Here is a 17,895-nt window from a genome sequence, read left to right on the forward strand (position 1 = left end):
CGCTCCGGCATCTGCTCCGGCTGTCCTCTGTCAAAGGTTTTGATTCCGCTGCCCCCGGTTTTTAAAGGGGATATGAGAAGTCCCTTCCGTACCGCCATGCCTCCGGTCCCCTGGGGTCCAAGCAGACTTTTATGCCCCGTAAAACAAAAGACGTCCACATGATCTTTAAAAAGATCAACAGGAAAAACACCCGCGGTCTGTGCCCCGTCCACGATCATCAGGATTCCTCTCTCATGGGCCAGTCTCCCGATCTCCCGGATGTCCGTCAGATTTCCGGTCAGATTCGACGCATGGGTACAGACAACGGCTCTAGTGTTATTCTGAAACAAGGACTCTATATCCTGGGCACTCACATTCCCCAGCGCATCACATCCCGCAGCGGAGAGTTCCACTCCCTGCTGTTCCAGACGGTACAGGGGCCGCAGAACGCTGTTGTGTTCCAGCACGGTCGTCACCACATGATCACCGGGCCGGAGCAGTCCGCCGAGGACAGTGTTCAGGCTCTCCGTCACATTGGATGTAAATGCGATCTGAGAAGGCCCGCATCCAAACATAGTTCCAAGCTTTTCCCTCACTTCGTATATTGTTCTGGAAGCATCCAAAGACGCACCGTGCATCCCTCTGGAACTGTTTCCCATATGCCGGATGGCCTCCGCCACCGCAAGGGCCACGGATTCCGGGCGGTAATAGCTGGTCGCCGCACTGTCAAAATAAATCATAAATACCTCCCGGCTGTCATCACGGCTTAACGATATTCGATGCCTGCATCATCGTCTCTGCAATCATATACATATTTGTCACCTCTCCCACGGCGAGCTGTTCTTCCAGGCCGTAGTGATTCAGACAGGTCCCGCAGGTGAGAATCTCCGTTCCGCCGTCCTCCAGAGTTTTTAGATCTTTTAACGCATCGGACCCCTCACAGGAAAGCTTCGCCCCATTATTAAACAAAAGAATCCTGTCCGGTTTTTGGTCCAGCTGGGTCAGCGCAAAGACAAACCCTTTCATGAGCATCTTCCCGAGCACCTGGTCTCCCTCTCCCATCTTATCCGAAGAAAGCACGACAACCGTATCTCCTGCCTTTCCCTCAACAGACATCGGTTTCTCCTCCTGCTGTTCCTTCGGCTGCACTGTCTTTTCAGAGCCCGCTGTCATTCTTACTTCGTACAGGTTTTCCTCTGTCTCTCTGGACACAAACCCATATTGCTTCTGCACTGCCAGCTTTGACAGGTTCTGGACTGCAATGTCATTGTCTACGATCACCGTGACTGTTCCGCCCTCCGGTGTTTCTTCCAAAGCCTTCTTTGCCAGGATCGCCGGCATCGGGCACTGTTTTCCGACCGCGTTAATTCTTTTTTCCATCGTTCTTCCTTTCCCTTAGTAAACAAGAATCTTCTTCTCTCTCCGTTTTGTAATCCTGCCCACAGCAGCACACGGCAGGCCGAGCTTTTTTAACTTTTCCAGCGCACTCTGTGCATCTTCCGGACGAATACCTGCCAGGAGCCCTCCCGAAGTCTGGGGATCAAACAGGATTTCCTCCATCCAGAACGGAACATCTGAAAACTCTACATCACTTCCGACCGAATTTCTGTTTCTCTGTCCCGCCGCGGTCAGATAAAATTCATCTGCATACCGCTCCGCATCCTCTATATATGGGATTTGGGAAGAGTCGATTTGGGCCGAATACTGCTGCTCTCCGATCATTTCAGACAGGTGTTTTAAAAAGCCGAAGCCCGTTACATCTGTACAGCCGTGGACCTCATATCCCGAAAGGACTTCTGCCGCATATTTATTCAATGTCGTCATAGAGTTCACCGCCTGTTCATAGGCCGCAGCGGAAGCCTCCTTCATCTGGTTTGCCGCCAGCACGATTCCGGCCCCCAGAGGTTTTGTCAGCAGAAGGACATCTCCTTCCCTGACGCCATTATTTGCGAGAATCTTTTCCGGATGAATGGTCCCCATGACCGACAGGCCGTATTTCACATCCACATCCGCGATAGAATGTCCGCCGGCCAGCGTTCCTCCTGCCTCAGTCACTTTAGAATTCCCGCCCAGCAGGATTTCTCCCAGTATGTTTAAATCCATCTTTTCCGGAAAGCACACAATATTCAGGGCCGTCTTCACCGTACCTCCCATCGCATAAATGTCACTCAGTGCATTGGCGGCCGCGATCTGACCGAATATATAAGGGTCCTCCACCATAGGCGGAAAGAAATCCAGGGTCTGAACCACTGCCAGATCATCGCTGAGTCTGTAGACCGCCGCATCATCCGCATGATCAAATCCGATCAGCAGATTCTCATCTTTCTTCTTTGGGATTTTACTCAAGACGTGCTCCAGCATCCCCGGCCCGAGCTTTGCCGTACATCCTCCGCTTTTGCAGAACACGATTTTTTCTTCACTCATAAAACCCTCCTTATAACAGAATCCGGTAAATTCCTTCTGTTCCGATGGACTGCCCGCTCAGAACTTCTTTCACCGCAGCTTCCGCTTCCGGCTCTGCGCACCATGCCATGCCGCAGCCCGCCGTAATAGAAGGAGGAACCGCGATCAGCCTTCCTCCCACACCCCGCTGTCTGCAGTACTTCTCCATCGCCATGGCATTGGTAGTGTTAGGAAACGCAACTACCAGCATTAATTTCTTTTCCCTCATAGGACAAACTCTTCTCCGGCCTTTGTGATCTCTCTGACGATGCCCTGATAAGCCTGTCCGTCATCACAGTTCAGATAATGTCTGGATATTTTATATTCTCCGAATGCGTGCATCGGAAAAACCGCTTTTGGCTGAATCTCTTCTATAAAATAATTGATTCCTTTACAATATTTATCCTCCTGCCTCGGATCAAGGAGAAGAAATGCAAGATCGATCTCTCTTCCTTTCAGGCGGGCTACTTCCTCTTTATAGAACCTGACCATAAATTCATTGTCATCTTCCGGCTCTCCGTTCCAGTACCACCAGTTTAAATCCCCTGCATGATAGATCGTCCTTCCCTCGGCAGTCACCAGGAATGCAACGCCTTCATCATTGGATTTCAGCGTCTCCACCTGGACAGAGCCGATCATTTTATTTTCATGTTCTCTGATCTTTATGATATTTTCGGAAGCCTTAACTGCTATATCATCCGATAAGATATACTTTACGTTCGGGTACTTTTTTTCCAGTTCAAAAATCTTTTGGCAGAAGTGATCCGGATGACTGTGAGAAGAAAAAACATAAATTTCTTTCTCTCTTGGCATCTCCGGGAATTCCCCTTTGTAATAATCAAATATCAGTACCGTCTTCTCAAACTCCACACAAAAACCGCTGTGTTCAATAAATGTAACTTTCATTGCCTATTTACCTCCTGTCTCTAAAATCTTTTCTTTCAGACTCGGATCAAATGACCCGTTTTTGAGCATCTCGATCTCATATTTATACGGAGGATAAGAATTTTTGGTCCCTTCCTCCTTAATATACGGAGTCTCCAAAATCTTCGGCACCTGTGTGAAATCTTCATGGTGCACGATGTGATTCAGTGTATCGAAACCAATCTCTCCGAAGCCAATATTTTCATGTCTGTCTTTCGCCGCACCCCGGGGATTTTTGCTGTCATTAATGTGGAACACTGCAATCTGCTCTTTTCCTACGGCCTTATCAAAGGAATCCATGACTCCCTCAAAATCACCGACAATATCAAGCCCGCTGTCGCTGGTGTGGCAGGTATCGAAGCATACTCTTAATTTGTCATTATATTTAACGCCGTCGTAGATACGCTTGAGTTCGTCAAAATTCCTTCCGACTTCACTGCCCTTTCCGGCCATGGTCTCCAGAGCCACAAAAACCGGTGTATCTTTTGTGAGAACTTCATTCAGCCCTTCAACGATACGTTCAATTCCTGCGTCCTCTCCGGCGCCCACATGAGCTCCGGGATGAAGTACCAGGGTTCTGCTTCCCATGGCACTGGTCCGCTCGATTTCAAGTGCTAAAAACTCCACTGCCAGTTCAAATGTCTCCGGCTTCACCGTATTTCCGAGATTGATGATGTACGGTGCATGGACGACAAATGATTCAATTCCTGACTCCTCCATCAGAGCTTTTGCTTCCTCAATCCTAAGCTCGCTTATATCCTTTCTCCTTGTATTCTGCGGCGCACCTGTGTACACCATAAATGTATTGGCTCCATAGGACAATGCTTCTTTGACTGATCCAAGAAACATCTCCTTTCCCTTCATTCCTACATGTGATCCTATTAACATCTATTTTCATTCCTTTTCTATTGTATTTATAAAGCATCTCTTATTATAAATGAAACCCTCTGAAATGTAAAAGGTCTCATGTTCAGAAAAAAATACAAATTTTTATTTGCATTTCCATAAAATCCATGATATTATAACTGTGTTGTGCAGTCGTGGCGGAATTGGCATACGCGCTAGACTAAGGATCTAGTCCGGGCTAACTGGGTGAGGGTTCAAGTCCCTCCGACTGCATTCTTTTTATGCAAAAGACTGCTGTACCATTGATTTATCATCATCGGTACAGCAGTCTTTTCTCTATATATACCCGTCTTAAATTTCGCTGTTCCAGGCATGAGCTAAAATATCTTTCAATACCAGGCCTGCATCTGTGTCGTTATATCCATAGTCTCTTTTCAAACTTTCCAGCATTCGTTTCATTTCACCTGCATATTTTTCCACTTCAACTTCTTCCTGATACGAAGTCAGTATCGGGTATTTCTTAGCCCACACTTTTGTCCAGTCAACCTTCTGCTGAATCTCTTCGTTTGTATTTTCAATCGCCTGCTCGATTTCTTTTAATTCAATATCAAATTCGATCAGTTCATCCAGCGACACATGATACAGCACTGCGAGATTTTTGGACTGGCGTATATCAGGAAGAGTTTCCCCCGTCTCCCACTTTGAGATTGTCTGCCTGCTCACCCCTAATTTGCCCGCCACATCTTCCTGTGATAAGTTGCTTTTCTTTCTTGCATTGAATAGACTGTTTCCTAAATTCATGACTCTTATACCTCCTTCCCATTTAGTATAAGACGGTAAGAAAACGAATACTACCAAAGATACTGTTCAATTCTGCACTTTTTCTTAACAGTCAAAGAAAAAACCCTGCCGGTACTTACCGTGCAAAGTTTTTTCTCTTTTTATTCTATAATTGAAATCCGGCTTCCCGCTTTCAGCTCTGGCATTTGATCCTGTTCCACACAGATGCTTCCCGGAAGACATTCCCTGTCCCCATGAAAGAAAACTGTCAAGTGCCCCAGTTTTCCAAGGTTTTCAGCCGCAATGCTGCCCACCTCTGTAATCTTATACTCTTTTTCGTCAATGACCAGTCTGCTGCCCGGTTTTATTTCACCCATGACAGGATTCACTTCGACAAAATAGCAGAAGTCTTTCAGGCTTACAAGCGCAGGCTCACCAAATGTAATAAAAAAACCTTTTTTAGCAAACGCCTCCACATCACTTCCTACCGCTTTCACCGTTGTATGGTAGATCATCATTTATCACCCTTTCTTTAAAGAAGCTCCCGCTCAATGCGCTCTCTTGCTTCCGGCGCCTGTTTCTCCATCTTTTCCGGAAAACCGAACATAGATACACATGCGATGTTGTCTCCTCCGACTTTCGGTGCATGTTCTTTCAGCTGTTTATTGGCAAAATCCATTTCTCTCAGAGTCTCAAAAATCCCTTCAAAATCCACGTCTCCCTCGCCCATAGCCAAATGCTGGTGAATCGTCACATCGGCCTTTCCGCGGCCGTTTAACCATGGCGGGTTGGCGATATAGCGGCAGTCCAGAGTCTGGTTGAACGTATCCGCAAACAGCACATGGGTCAGTTCTTCTCCCGCATATTTTAACATAGATCTCACATCACCTTTCCCCTCGTCATAGAAAAATCCGTGGGGAGAAGAGTATACATATCCAAGGTTCGGAGACCGGAAGGATTTCACCAGATCACAGGTCTCATCGTTCAGCTCACAGAAATCATACGGATGAGACTGAATCTCTACGCGGAGTCCTTCCCGTTCGATGATCGGGAGCAGTTCTTCCATTGACCGAAACCACATGCCGCTGCAGATTTCCTGCTGATTGGGATCACCGGAGAGTTCTGTGTTGATCACAGGCACGCCCATGTCCACGGCGATCTCAATCATCCGTTTCCAGTTGGCTACTGCCATCTTCCGCTGTTCTTCTGTCGGTCCGGACCAGCGGTATACCACGATAAAAGAGGAGATCTCCACTCCGGTTTCCCGGAGTGCTTTTCTGTATTCCGTCTCACATTCTTTGGAAAACAGAGGATGTTTATAAAATGGATTGATCCTCGGATGCGGAGATTGTTCGATGTATTTATAACCCCAGTCCGCCACCTGGTGGACCATCCGGTTAATGTCCATCTGCTTTGCCAGCACATCCACGTCAAATGCTATTTTCATAGAGCAATTCTCCTTTCAAACAACCTATAAACCTGTTTTTTCTACAATATATTTTCGTGCCTTCAATGCATATTCTAAAGGATTGGCAGCGGCAGGGTCCTGCTCTGCCTCTACTACGACATATCCTTCGTATCCGCTCTTTTCGATGATGTCAAAGATCGGTTCAAAGTCCACATCCCCGTCTCCGGGAACTGTGAATGTTCCTTTTCTGACTCCTTTTAAAAAGCTCCAGCCTTCTTTTTTCGACTGGTTTACCACATCGGTGCGGAGATCCTTTAAATGGATATGTCTGATTCTGTCAATGTACTTTTTAAGAACTTTCACCGGGTCGATTCCTGCAAAAGAACAGTGTCCGCTGTCAAACAGCAGGTAAACAAGCTCCGGATCAACTTCTGCCATAAAACGGTCGATCTCTTCTTCCGTCTGTACGACAGTTCCCATATGATGGTGGAAAGTCAGAGTCATTCCCTTGTCTTTTGCAATTTTCCCGAGTTTATTCAGTCCTTCTGTGAGAAGCTTCCACTCCTCATCGTTCATCACATATTTTCCTTCAAAGACCGGCTGGTCCTTTCCCTGCGTACTGTAACTCTGCTCGGACACACCGATGACTTTCGCCCCCATAGCTTTCAGGAAATCGGTCTGTTCAATAAACTCTTTTTCTGTCTCTTCATATGGCTTTGAGATCAGGAAACTTGAAAACCAGCAGTTGCAGATTTCAATTTCTCTTAATTCCAGGGCTTTTTTCAATATTTTCGCATCTTTCGGATATTTCCCGCCGATCTCAGATCCTGTAAATCCCGCCAAAGCCATTTCACTGACACACTGTTCAAAGGTATTTTCTTTGCCCAGATCCGGCATATCGTCATTGGTCCACCCGATCGGTGCAATCCCCAATTTTACTTTCTTTTTATCCAACATATCGATCATTACCTCTTTCTATATTACTCAAAGTTTTCCTGACAATTCTCTGACGGTCAGCTCCGCTATCATTTCTTTGTATGTCTTATCCAGTTTATAGCACAGGGCAATCAGCAGCATTACGATCCACACCACAATCGGCACATACAGATATGTTGCCTTTATGACTGCGATGGCTGCCGGCGCCTGCCCAGCCGCTGTCTGGGCCATTCCGTTGTATCCTACATAGGAAAGTGCGGCTCCAAGTGCGGCATTGGTAATCCCTGCTCCAAATTTCTGTCCAAAACTCATGGAAGAGAACATAAGACCCTCGATCCGTTTTCCGGTCTTCCACTGTCCATACTCGATCGCATCACTTGGCAGTGAATACTGAACTCCGTAAAATGGTGACATCCCGATACCACGAATGATGGAAGAAAAAATCGCCAGAGGTACACTCGTAATATTAAACAAAAAGATGATCTGTCCCGCAATCCCGAGGAAACATCCTGCTGCGATCATATTTCTTTTCCCATACTTTGGTATCAGTTTTGGAAGAAGGAGGATTACAAAAATCATAGGGACTTTCTCAGCCATGGATAACGGCATGACCAGATTGACATCATTCAACACATACTGGCAGTAATAGGTAAGGTCAATTCCAAGGATGATCTGATAAATTGTATAAAACAGCATCAGTCCCAGGGAAATTAAAAAGTATCGGTTCTTAGCCATCAGCTTTAAAGCTGTGAACACCGGGAGTTTTTCCTCGGATTTTTCAGAGACTTTTACACGCTCTTTACAGCAGCGGAATGTGTTTAACAGGATAAGGACAGAGATGACAGAAAACACTGCTGTAACAATAATCCAGGCAAGCTGCGTATTATCAATTTTCACTGCTACCCAGTTAATGATCGGGAGGGTCAGCGCTGTGACAACCATACTTGCTGTGATGGATAAAGACATACGGATGTTGCTGATTGTCTCCCTTTCATGTTTATCCCTGCTCATCAGAGAGCCAAGCGTATGGAACGGCTGGCTGATCCCGGTATACATGATGGTGTTAAGTAAGTTATATGTAATAAATACATAAGCGATCTGCACGGTTTTTGTCCCCTGCGGTACTGTCATCAGCAGGACCGCGGCAATTGCATAAGGAATCACAAGCCTTAAGATCCACACTCTGGCTTTCCCATATTTGGAATGTGTCCGGTCAATGATGGTTCCCATAATCACATCGGAAACTCCGTCAAAGGCTCTGGACGCCAGCATGATCATACCAACGATTCCTGCCGAGAGTCCTATGACATTTGTATAGAAGTAAACCAGCAAAGTATTTGCCAAAGTATATACGACTGTCAGCGCCGGATCACCTATGCAGTAAGCGAGTTTTTCTGATAACCTGACTTTGGCGAACTCACCTTCTATCTCTTCAAAATTCTCTTCTGCATTGATCTTCCTCTTTGTTGTTTGTTCACTCATAGACATCTTTGTCCCCCTTGTGCTTTACGCAAAGTATTTTGCTACGAAATCCCTCGTCACTTCAGCAGATTTTTTCACGTTCTCGTCATGGGACATTTCATAATATTCCGGACGGAATTCTTCAATTGTACACACTCCGTCAAATCCGATTTTCTTTAAAGCGGCTGCGATTCCCGCATGATCTACCACTCCCTCTCCCGGCCACAGACGTTTGTCATCACCGCAGGAACCAAGGGGCAGATCTTCACAGTCATTTAAGTGGTAAGCAAATATCTTCTTTCCGTCTGCCGCTTCTAAATCTTCTAATTTAGAACACATCTCATGGAAATGGAAGGTATCAACTGTCACACCTACATTATCTCGTCCTGTCGCTTTTACTACATCATAGGCAGTTCCAAACTGATTGATCGAACAGTTCGGAGCACCGCAGAATTCCAATGAAATCTTAATGTCTTCTCCAACTTTATCGGATAAATAGCGCAGACGTTCTGCAGCTTCTTCTTTGATCTCTGTAATGCTCTTATCTTTTACATCAAAAGACGGCACTGTGATCAGCATTTTCATACCAATGGCTTTACATACTTCAATGATGAAATCAGTCTCCTCATCGATCTCCTTCACTCCTGCTTCATCTCTTTGATTGAAGAAAATCAGAGTGTTGTAAGCCCATGGTTTTAAATGATGATTTTTAAACCAGTCAGCCAGCTCTTGAAGTGTATGTTCTTTCAAATAATCTTTTACACAGTCAAATCTGATCTCTATGTAATCAAACCCATATTTTTCACAGGCTTCCAGGTCAGCCATCAGGGACTGTCCTTTACATTCCAGTGCAGTTGCTTCATTAAATCCAATCTTCATTATTATATCCTCCTGAGTTTTTGCTTTATTTATAAAATTCCGGTTTTTCTGCTGTCACAATCGGTTCAATCTGTCCGCTCTCCTGTGCTTTCACCAATGCATCCGCTGTTACAGCTGCCAGGTATCCGTCCCATGCAGTCGGTCCGTTGATGATTCCTTCTTCCGCACAGTCAACCCAGTTCTGGACTTCTGTGTCATAAGCGTCCTCAAATCTTACAAAGCAGTCTGTATCAATCGTTGTGGATACTGATGCATTCTTTCTGATGCTCGGATAAGAAGGCTCGGCCATCTTGATTGCGCCATCTTCGCATACGACTTCACAGTTGATATCATATCCGAATTTGCAGTTTACAAAGACTTCCACATCAATGCAGATACCCTTCTTTGTGCGGAGCAGCATGATCTGAGGATCTTTTAATTCTGAGTGGGAATATTTTGTCACTTTCGGCATGATCACCTGCGCACTCTCATATTCATCATCTACTAACCAGTGCAGTGTATCAATCTCATGAATTGCTGTGTCATGGACCGCCATCGGTGTATTGTAGTTTGTTCCGACTTCAGGGTTTCTGTGCGTACAGTGAAGGATCAATGGCTCACCGTATTCTCCGGACTGAAGTGCCTCTTTTACTTGAACATATCCTTTATCATACCTTCTCATAAATCCAAGCTGGATCAAATGCTTTCCTGAAGCGGATTCTGCATCCACAATCTTTTTACAGTCCTCTGCAGTTGTTGCCAATGGCTTTTCACAGAAAACTCTTTTTCCCGCTTCAATTGCCTGTAATAAAGAATCTGTATGTGCAAAACCAGGGGATACAATAAATACAGCCTCCACATCAGGATCATTGATTAAATCTTTTCCATCCGTATATACTTTGGCTCCCCCTGCCAATGCAGCCGCTTCTTTTGCCCCTTCTTCGAAGACATCAGACACTGCCACTACATTTGCTCCCTGGATTTTGTTCGTGAGACGTTTAATATGATCTTTTCCCATTCCGCCGCATCCGATTACACCTACATTTAACATTACTCTACCTCCATATGTTTGTTATTGACTTGTTGTTTCATTTTGATTGTGAACTTATGATAACATTGCGTGCGCGTGCACGCAATCAACAATATGCACAATTATTCTAATTATTTTTTAGGTACATTCACTTGTATTATCCCTTTTGCACAAAAAAATACAATATCATCCTTTGATATTGTATTTTTATTTATACACTTTATATAAATAGTCCTTTTGAATTAACAATGTATTGATAATATTTTTATCATATTTTTATGAGATTAAAGATTACATCTTGTTTTGATCACAATATCCGTATACCAAAACTCACCCTGTCTTGTTGGATTGCCGCAGAGTGTATGAAACAATTCCATGACCGACTCATATCCCTGGACATAGGAATTCTGTCTCAGAATAAAATTAATGACCCCCTCTTTAAGATTTTTCCGGTTTTCCCCCTCGTAGTCATGGGCAATAACCTTGATTTTCTGCTCCAGCCTGTATTTTTTTAATGTATCACATACTCCGCTTTCCCCCTGTGCCGTGAGATAGACACCTGCCAGATTCGGTGTCTCTTCCAGCTGCTCTTCCAAAAGCTTCCCCGCAACCCAGTCGTCATCATAAGCATATCTTGGCTCCAGCACCTTTATCCCTGGATAATGATGTTCCAGTTCGTCCGCGAATCCCCTCGTACGCTCCATAGTCGCCACATTTTCCTGGGAGCCTGACAGGATCATAACCTGTCCGTCCCCGGGGATAATTTCGCCCATGAGTCCTCCCGCAACCCTGCCGCTGGCGTAAGAATCCTGTCCGATAAAGCAGAGCCTTTTTGTATCTTCCAGATCGGAGTTGATCGTAATAACTGAAATCCCATCTTTTTCCACGAACTCATTAATGGTCTTTTTCAATAATTCATCATCTGTCGGAACAAGTGCGATTCCTTTTACCCCGGCTTCCCTGAAATCCTTCATTATCCTGAGCAGTTTCTTTACATCCCCGCCGTGGATACGTTCCACAAAAACCTGTCCTCCAAAGCGTTCTACTTCCTCCTTCGCAGATTCCGTGCCTTCCAGCACAGCCTTCATAAACGGGGTCTCTGCATATTGAATGATAACTCCGATCTGAAGTGCGTGATTGGCGGTGGAAAGTGCCTTCGCCGCCATATTGGGCTGATATCCAAGTTCCTTTGCGATCTCTTTAATCTTCTCTGCTACTTCCGGACGAATTCTCCCCCGGTTATTTAATGCCCGGTCAACCGTACCTCTGGATACCCCGGCCAGGTCTGCAATCTGCTGAATCGTAACTGCCATACTCTTTCTCCTCCTGCGTTCTCGCGCACGCATTGTTGATACTATTATATCATACTCTGCTGAATATTCAATAATCTCTGGTTTTCTCCCGCCATGGAATCAGATTTCTTTATAAAAAAGAAGAAGTGTCCCGGTAAGTTGAGCCGGTACGCTTCTCCTTTTTAACAAAATATAATTTGGAATACCCTTACTTGCAGTTAAAGATTTCAATATGGCGTTTTACGTTGTCATAGACACCCTTTACCATAGCTTCATTCATATCAAAATAATTATGTTTTCCTTCTGTCTCTATGTATTTTTCTGCTTCTTTCGTCAGACTGTTAAAGCTTGCTGTTGCAATGTTGACCTTGCAGATTCCAAGAGAAATAGCTTTTCTGAAGTCATCATCTGTAATTCCGCTTCCGCCGTGAAGCACCAGAGGTTTCCCGGTAATATCGCGGATTTCTTCTAAAACACCAAATTCCAGCGTCGGCGCCACCGGATAATCCCCATGCGCATTTCCGATGGCCACTGCCAGCGCATCTACATCGGTCTGTTCACAGAATATTCTTGCATCCTGCGGATTGGTACACTGAATCCCGTGATCACTCTTTCCGTCTTCGCTTCCGCCCACAAGACCCAGTTCGGCCTCCACAGTTGCTCCATACTCTGCTGCCAGTTTCACCACTTCTTTTGTCTTTTTTATATTTTCCTCAAACGGATCTCTGGAAGCATCCAGCATGACAGAAGTAAATCCTAATTCCAGCGCCTTTTTTACAGTCTCCAGTGTGAGACCGTGATCTAAATGAACTGCTACATCCACCTTCGCTTCCTTTGCGGCCTGGACCATCATCGGGCCCATTAAATGTAGGGGAGAATGTTGCAAACGCACCTCTGCAATCTGCAGAATGATCGGTGTATTCATTTCTTCTGCGGCTTTGACGGCCCCTTTGATCATCTCCATATTTCCGACACTGAATGCGCCGCATCCTCTGTTTTCTTCTTTTGCCTGCTGCAGTAATTGTTTCATTTTTACTAATGCCATAATTGATACTTCCTTCCTCTTTATATCATTTCAACTGTAACTTTATCTGTGGTTTTAACTCTTGTTTCTGTTCTTCCTGTTTTTCATTTTTTATTTCTTTTTCCAGCTTAGTTAAAAACAGAAATGCCGCTGCTGAAAATACAAAGCCGATAAAAAATGTCATATTCACCGGGTACTGCCCTGCCGCAATAAAGTTTGTAATGCAGGGAGACAACGCTGTCACAACAACAATCCCAAACATCACGATTCCATAATTCTGCCCGGAATGTTTCAGTCCGAAAATGGAACTTGCCAGAGAAGGAAAACTCCCCATAATTCCTCCAAAACAGCCATAGATCAGAATCACCGCCAGAGTTGTCAGTATTTTCTGTCCTGTTATCAGAAACACCATAGCTGCCATAGAAAGCAGAATCACACCTTTGATGCACTGTATCCTGCCGATTTTATCTGAAAGGGACGGGAGCACGAGCCTCATCCCTGCATTCAATATGGAACCTGCCATGACCGAACCCACTGCAAAAGCTGCGCTGACGCCTCGGTCCGTCTGCAGTGTCTGCGATAACGGCGATGTGAGGTAATATGCCATAAGCCCGCACATCATTGTGCACAGCAAGTAATAAAATTTTCTGGTCTTCACCATCTCTGCCGAGGTGTATTGATGCGTTTCCCCGTAAAATACCGGCATTTTTTCCTCTGCTGTTTCCTCTGGTTTCCTGATAAACATGGTTCCCAAAATCCATGAGACTCCAATCAGTAATCCCACAGTCAAAAATGCCAGCTGCGGACCTCCGGCTTCCAAAAGTGTTTTGCTGATTGGTGCCATCAGAAGGCCGCAGATCCCGTTTGCCGTGATCACAACACCGGATGCAAACCCTGTTCTTCCCGGAAACCACTTCTGCGCTGTGGAGAGGATGGGTGCATAGATCATTCCAGATCCGATGCCCTGCATAACTCCAAATGTCAGATACATCCATATGGGTGACGGAAGAAGCATATATCTTGAAATCAGGACCCCGGCGGTCAGGATTCCTCCTCCGATAAACATGGCCGGTGCGGGCCCTTTTTTGTCCTGAAGCCTGCCGCCTAAAATATTTCCCAGCACAAAAAACATCGTGGGAAGATAAAAGCAGATGGATGCCTGACCGGTGCTCCACCCGGCTGCTTTCATCACATACGGCTGATAAATAGACCACACATGAGGATAACCGGTAAACAATATGGCAAAGGCTCCAAAAACCATCATTGCATTTCGTCTTTTTCTGTTCATAACACACTTCCCAACTTTTATGGTTATATTTTGATTAACTTTTGAGTTTATATTAGCACTTCAATGAAATATTGTCAACAATAATATCAACAATCTCTCATATTGTAACAGACAAAGCAATCGGGCAGGAAGGGAATAATTTCATTTTCCTTCCTGCCCGATTGCTCATTTAGATTCAACTCTGCCATGTTATCACTTTTATTCCGGGAAGTGTTCACCTGCAAGATACACCGTGTTTCTTGCGTTTCCACACTTCTTTAAGATGTTCTTTTTTACAAGACTTCCGAGAATACCTCTTGCTCGTCTATTTTTTACCCCATAGTGCCGGATTTCCGAATTGTGCCGAATCCTCTTTCATCATTTCCGAATTAATATTTTGGGCTGATTTCCGATACAAATTCACCCGAAAGTCTCCAATTCTGCCCACAAAACTTATTTTAATTATTATAACACTTTATTTTATCTCTCGGCTAAAACATAGAAAAAAGAAGGAAAATAATCTGCTATTCTCCTTCTTCCCTATATGATATATAATTATTATTCTGTCTATCCTATTTAGCTTTCACAGCTTTAACCGCTTCCGTAAGCTTCGGCACGATCGCATTTAAGTCTCCTACGATTCCAAGATCCGCAATGTCAAAGATCGGCGCATCTTCATCGCGGTTGATAGCAACGATAAAATCAGAGTTTTCCATACCAGCTGCATGCTGGATGGCTCCTGAAATACCGCAGGCCAGATATAATTCCGGACGAACCGTCTTTCCTGTCTGTCCGACCTGGCGGTCAGCGCTGATCCATCCTGAATCCACACATGCTCTGGAAGAAGATACTTCGCCTTCCATAACACCGGCAAGTTCCTCTAACATCTTAAATTTCTCTGCGCTTCCGATCCCGCGTCCTCCGGAAACAAGGATCTTCGCTTCTGTGATATCCACAGATTTATGAGCCGTCTTCACGGTCTCACGTACCTTTACATTCATGTCTGCATCAGAGAATTTCACCTTGAATTCTTCAACTTCACCGCTTCTGGATGCATCGCTTTCCAGCGCTTTCATAACACCCGGACGGACGGTTGCCATCTGAGGACGGAAATCTTCACATACGATCGTTGCCATGATATTTCCGCCGAATGCCGGACGGGTCATCATAAGAAGCTTTGTCTCCTCATCAATTTCGAGTGCAGTACAGTCTGCTGTCAGTCCTGTGTGAATTCTTGCAGATACTCTCGGTGCAAGGTCACGTCCGATGGAAGATGCCCCATAAAGCACGATCTCGGGATCTTTTGCATTGATCACCGCTGTAAGTGCCTTTGTATAAGGCTCTGTCACATACTCTTCCAGCATAACATCATCTACAACAACGACTTTATCTGCTCCGCAGGCAATCAGTTCCTGCGCTTTATCTTTCACGCCTGACCCGAGCAGCACTGCAGCAACCTGCTGTCCAAGATCATCTGCCAGTTCTCTTGCTTTGCCAACTAATTCGATTCCGACTTTCTGAAGTTCGCCGTCTCTCTGTTCAGCGAATACGTATACGTCTCTGCTCATTTTTCATTCTCCTCCTCGCTTAAATGATGTGCTTTTCCTGAAGTTTATCAACAATCGCTGTTACTGCTTCGTCTGCTGATAAATCTTTTAAAATGGTTCCTGCACCTTTGGCCTGCTTTGTAAAGGATTTCTTTACTCTTGTAGGAGATCCTTTTAATCCAATGTTTGCCTGATCTACGGTGTCTTCCAAATCTGCAAGTCCCCAGACTTTGACCTCTTTTTCTCTGTATGCATCAAATGCACCGTGAACCGTCATATATCTCGGATCTGCCAATTCAGCCAGCGCTGTGATCAGACAAGGAGTTTTTACTTCAATAATCTGATGGCGGTCTTCAAACTGTCTCTGTACAACCAGGGTGTCAGTCCCTTCCACATCCAATTCTTCCACGTAGCTCACCTGAGGAATCCCAAGGTGCTCTGCAATCTGCGGACCTACCTGTGCAGTGTCACCGTCGATTGCCTGGCGTCCTGTGATGATCACATCATAATCTAATTTTTTGATAGCCGCTGCGATTGTGGAAGAGGTAGCCCATGTGTCTGCTCCCCCGAACGCTCTGTCAGAGACAAGAACTGCGTCATCACATCCCATAGCAAGCGCTTCTCTCAATGCCACATCTGCCTGAGGCGGTCCCATGGAAATAACAGTCACCGTGCTTCCCGGGCATTTTTCTTTTAACTGCAGGGCAGCTTCGATCCCCGCCTTATCATCCGGATTGATGATACTTGGAACACCGTCTCTGATCAGGGTATTCGTCTTTGGATCTAATTTTACTTCAGTTGTATCTGGTACTTGTTTTGCACAAACAACGATTTTCATCTCTATATTCTCCTTCCGCTCTAAGCTTATCTTAACAATCCGCCGCCTACGATCATCTTCATGGCCTCAGATGTACCTTCATAAATCTCTGTGATCTTGGCGTCACGATACATTCTCTCAACCGGATATTCTCTGGAGTAACCGTATCCTCCGAGAAGCTGTACAGCTGCTCTTGTCACTTCCACTGCCACATCGGATGCAAATAATTTGCAGGATGCTGCCAGCGGAGCATAATTTTCATGATCGTCTTTGGCTTTTGCCGCTCTCCATACCATAAGGCGTGCAGCGTCAATTTTCACCTGAAGTTCTGCGATCAGGAACTGTGTATTCTGGAATTTCGCAATCGGTTTTCCAAACTGTTTTCTTTCTTTTACATATTTGATGGCTTCGTCCAGTGCACCCTGTGCAATTCCTACGGACTGAGCTCCGATCCCGATCCTTCCGCCTGCCAGTGCAGACATCGCGATCTTATATCCTTTTCCTTCACCTGCGATCACATTTTCTTTGGGTACCCTTACATCAACCAGGGCAACTTCACAGTTGGAAGCAGCACGGATACCCATACGCGGAATGTTCTTGCTGACTTCTAATCCCGGTGTGTTCCTGTCAACGATAAATGCAGACATTCCTCTTGTTCCCGCACTCTTGTCTGTCAATGCAAAAATGATAAAAGTGTCGGCAAAACCTGAGTTTGTGGTAAATACTTTCTGTCCGTTTAATATATAATGATCACCGTCCAGCACAGCACTTGTCTTCACACCGCTGGCATCTGTACCCGCTCCAGGCTCTGTAAGACCAAAGCATCCCACTTTAGACCCGTCAACCAGCGGACGAAGGAATTTCTGTTTCTGCTCTTCGGAAGCAAAGTCATTGATGCAGGAACAGCATAATGAGGTATGTACGGAAATCGTGATTCCTGTGGAAGCGTCTGCTTTAGACATCTCTTCCATGCAGAGTGTATATGTTAGGACATCGGCACCCTCTCCGCCGTATTCTTTGGAATATGGAATTCCCATAAGACCAAATTTCTTCATCTTCTCAAGCAGTTCCATGCTGAATTCTTCTGTTTCATCCATATCTCTGGCAATTGGTTTGATTTCTGTTTCTGCAAAATCTCTGAACATCTGCTGTGCAAGCAGCTGTTCTTTTGTCAATTTAAATTCAACCATTTTCTTTTTTCCTCCTGTTTGCTCTTACATTAGAACTTATTAGCATCCCTACTATTAGCCTGCCAATACTTTGTAAGCTAAATATTTGTGAGCT

General features: G+C 45.1%; 19 protein-coding genes and 1 tRNA gene. 1 reads left to right on the plus strand and 19 read right to left on the minus strand.

All coding sequences use genetic code 11. The features are described 5' to 3' along the window. The 6 genes from QVP35_RS10940 to QVP35_RS10965 all read right to left on the minus strand — a co-directional run. A partial coding sequence (locus QVP35_RS10940; RefSeq protein WP_288187877.1) for an aminotransferase class V-fold PLP-dependent enzyme occupies positions 1–719 on the minus strand: 719 nt, incomplete at its 3' end. Between the two features lie 19 nt (positions 720–738). Continuing rightward, the gene (gene yedF / locus QVP35_RS10945; RefSeq protein WP_009288880.1) at positions 739–1,359 is read right to left on the minus strand and encodes a sulfurtransferase-like selenium metabolism protein YedF; all 621 of its coding nucleotides are present in this window, start codon (positions 1,357–1,359) and stop codon (positions 739–741) included. 15 nt (positions 1,360–1,374) lie between these two features. Further along, complete coding sequence (gene selD, locus QVP35_RS10950) at positions 1,375–2,403, minus strand: selenide, water dikinase SelD (RefSeq protein WP_009288881.1); 1,029 nt, start codon at positions 2,401–2,403, stop codon at positions 1,375–1,377. 10 nt (positions 2,404–2,413) lie between these two features. Then, the gene (locus QVP35_RS10955; protein WP_006565962.1) at positions 2,414–2,650 is read right to left on the minus strand and encodes a DUF3343 domain-containing protein; all 237 of its coding nucleotides are present in this window, start codon (positions 2,648–2,650) and stop codon (positions 2,414–2,416) included. Continuing rightward, positions 2,647–3,327 carry an MBL fold metallo-hydrolase gene (locus QVP35_RS10960; RefSeq protein ID WP_009288882.1) on the minus strand — a complete coding sequence of 227 codons (681 nt, stop codon included), beginning with the start codon at positions 3,325–3,327 and terminating at the stop codon, positions 2,647–2,649. Before QVP35_RS10960 ends, QVP35_RS10955 begins: the two co-directional genes overlap by 4 nt. 3 nt (positions 3,328–3,330) lie before the next feature. Further along, positions 3,331–4,233, minus strand: coding sequence for a deoxyribonuclease IV (locus QVP35_RS10965; RefSeq protein WP_009288883.1), 903 nt, complete (start codon positions 4,231–4,233; stop codon positions 3,331–3,333). Positions 4,234–4,379: 146 nt separating this feature from the next. Between QVP35_RS10965 and QVP35_RS10970 the strand changes: the two genes are divergently transcribed. Next, positions 4,380–4,464 (plus strand) — tRNA-Leu (locus QVP35_RS10970). A 78-nt stretch (positions 4,465–4,542) separates the two neighbouring features. Here the strand turns inward: QVP35_RS10970 and QVP35_RS10975 are convergent. From QVP35_RS10975 to QVP35_RS11035, 13 genes are all read right to left on the minus strand, one after another. Then, the gene (locus tag QVP35_RS10975; protein ID WP_009288884.1) at positions 4,543–4,992 is read right to left on the minus strand and encodes a helix-turn-helix transcriptional regulator; all 450 of its coding nucleotides are present in this window, start codon (positions 4,990–4,992) and stop codon (positions 4,543–4,545) included. 140 nt (positions 4,993–5,132) lie between these two features. Beyond that, positions 5,133–5,489 (minus strand): PTS glucitol/sorbitol transporter subunit IIA, encoded by a 357-nt coding sequence (locus tag QVP35_RS10980; RefSeq protein ID WP_006565967.1) that lies wholly within the window; start codon positions 5,487–5,489, stop codon positions 5,133–5,135. 14 nt (positions 5,490–5,503) lie between these two features. After that, positions 5,504–6,418 carry a sugar phosphate isomerase/epimerase family protein gene (locus QVP35_RS10985; RefSeq protein ID WP_009288886.1) on the minus strand — a complete coding sequence of 305 codons (915 nt, stop codon included), beginning with the start codon at positions 6,416–6,418 and terminating at the stop codon, positions 5,504–5,506. 24 nt (positions 6,419–6,442) lie between these two features. Beyond that, on the minus strand, positions 6,443–7,336 hold the full coding sequence (gene iolE / locus QVP35_RS10990) for a myo-inosose-2 dehydratase (RefSeq protein ID WP_009288887.1): 894 nt from the start codon (positions 7,334–7,336) through the stop codon (positions 6,443–6,445). Between the two features lie 27 nt (positions 7,337–7,363). Continuing rightward, on the minus strand, positions 7,364–8,797 hold the full coding sequence (locus QVP35_RS10995) for an MFS transporter (protein WP_108912293.1): 1,434 nt from the start codon (positions 8,795–8,797) through the stop codon (positions 7,364–7,366). Positions 8,798–8,821: 24 nt separating this feature from the next. Continuing rightward, positions 8,822–9,655: a sugar phosphate isomerase/epimerase family protein gene (locus QVP35_RS11000; RefSeq protein ID WP_006565971.1), complete on the minus strand. Its 834-nt coding sequence runs from the start codon at positions 9,653–9,655 to the stop codon at positions 8,822–8,824. Positions 9,656–9,680: 25 nt separating this feature from the next. Then, a complete protein-coding gene (locus QVP35_RS11005) occupies positions 9,681–10,685 on the minus strand; it encodes a Gfo/Idh/MocA family protein (protein WP_006565972.1) in 1,005 nt (334 codons plus the stop codon). A gap of 263 nt (positions 10,686–10,948) precedes the next feature. Then, positions 10,949–11,977 carry a LacI family DNA-binding transcriptional regulator gene (locus QVP35_RS11010; RefSeq protein ID WP_022261153.1) on the minus strand — a complete coding sequence of 343 codons (1,029 nt, stop codon included), beginning with the start codon at positions 11,975–11,977 and terminating at the stop codon, positions 10,949–10,951. 187 nt (positions 11,978–12,164) lie between these two features. Further along, entirely contained in the window at positions 12,165–13,001 is an 837-nt protein-coding gene (locus QVP35_RS11015) for a class II fructose-bisphosphate aldolase (protein ID WP_009288890.1), read from the minus strand. Positions 13,002–13,026: 25 nt separating this feature from the next. Next, positions 13,027–14,268 carry an MFS transporter gene (locus tag QVP35_RS11020; RefSeq protein ID WP_022261154.1) on the minus strand — a complete coding sequence of 414 codons (1,242 nt, stop codon included), beginning with the start codon at positions 14,266–14,268 and terminating at the stop codon, positions 13,027–13,029. Positions 14,269–14,819: 551 nt separating this feature from the next. Next, positions 14,820–15,815, minus strand: coding sequence for an electron transfer flavoprotein subunit alpha/FixB family protein (locus QVP35_RS11025; protein ID WP_009288892.1), 996 nt, complete (start codon positions 15,813–15,815; stop codon positions 14,820–14,822). A 19-nt stretch (positions 15,816–15,834) separates the two neighbouring features. Continuing rightward, on the minus strand, positions 15,835–16,632 hold the full coding sequence (locus QVP35_RS11030; protein WP_009288893.1) for an electron transfer flavoprotein subunit beta/FixA family protein: 798 nt from the start codon (positions 16,630–16,632) through the stop codon (positions 15,835–15,837). Positions 16,633–16,658: 26 nt separating this feature from the next. Beyond that, positions 16,659–17,801, minus strand: a complete 1,143-nt coding sequence (locus QVP35_RS11035; protein WP_006565979.1) for an acyl-CoA dehydrogenase family protein — start codon at positions 17,799–17,801, stop codon at positions 16,659–16,661. Positions 17,802–17,895 lie beyond the last annotated feature (94 nt).

It is taken from the genome of Anaerostipes sp. CAG:276 (assembly GCF_000432215.1).
Lineage (GTDB): Bacteria > Bacillota > Clostridia > Lachnospirales > Lachnospiraceae > Anaerostipes > Anaerostipes caccae.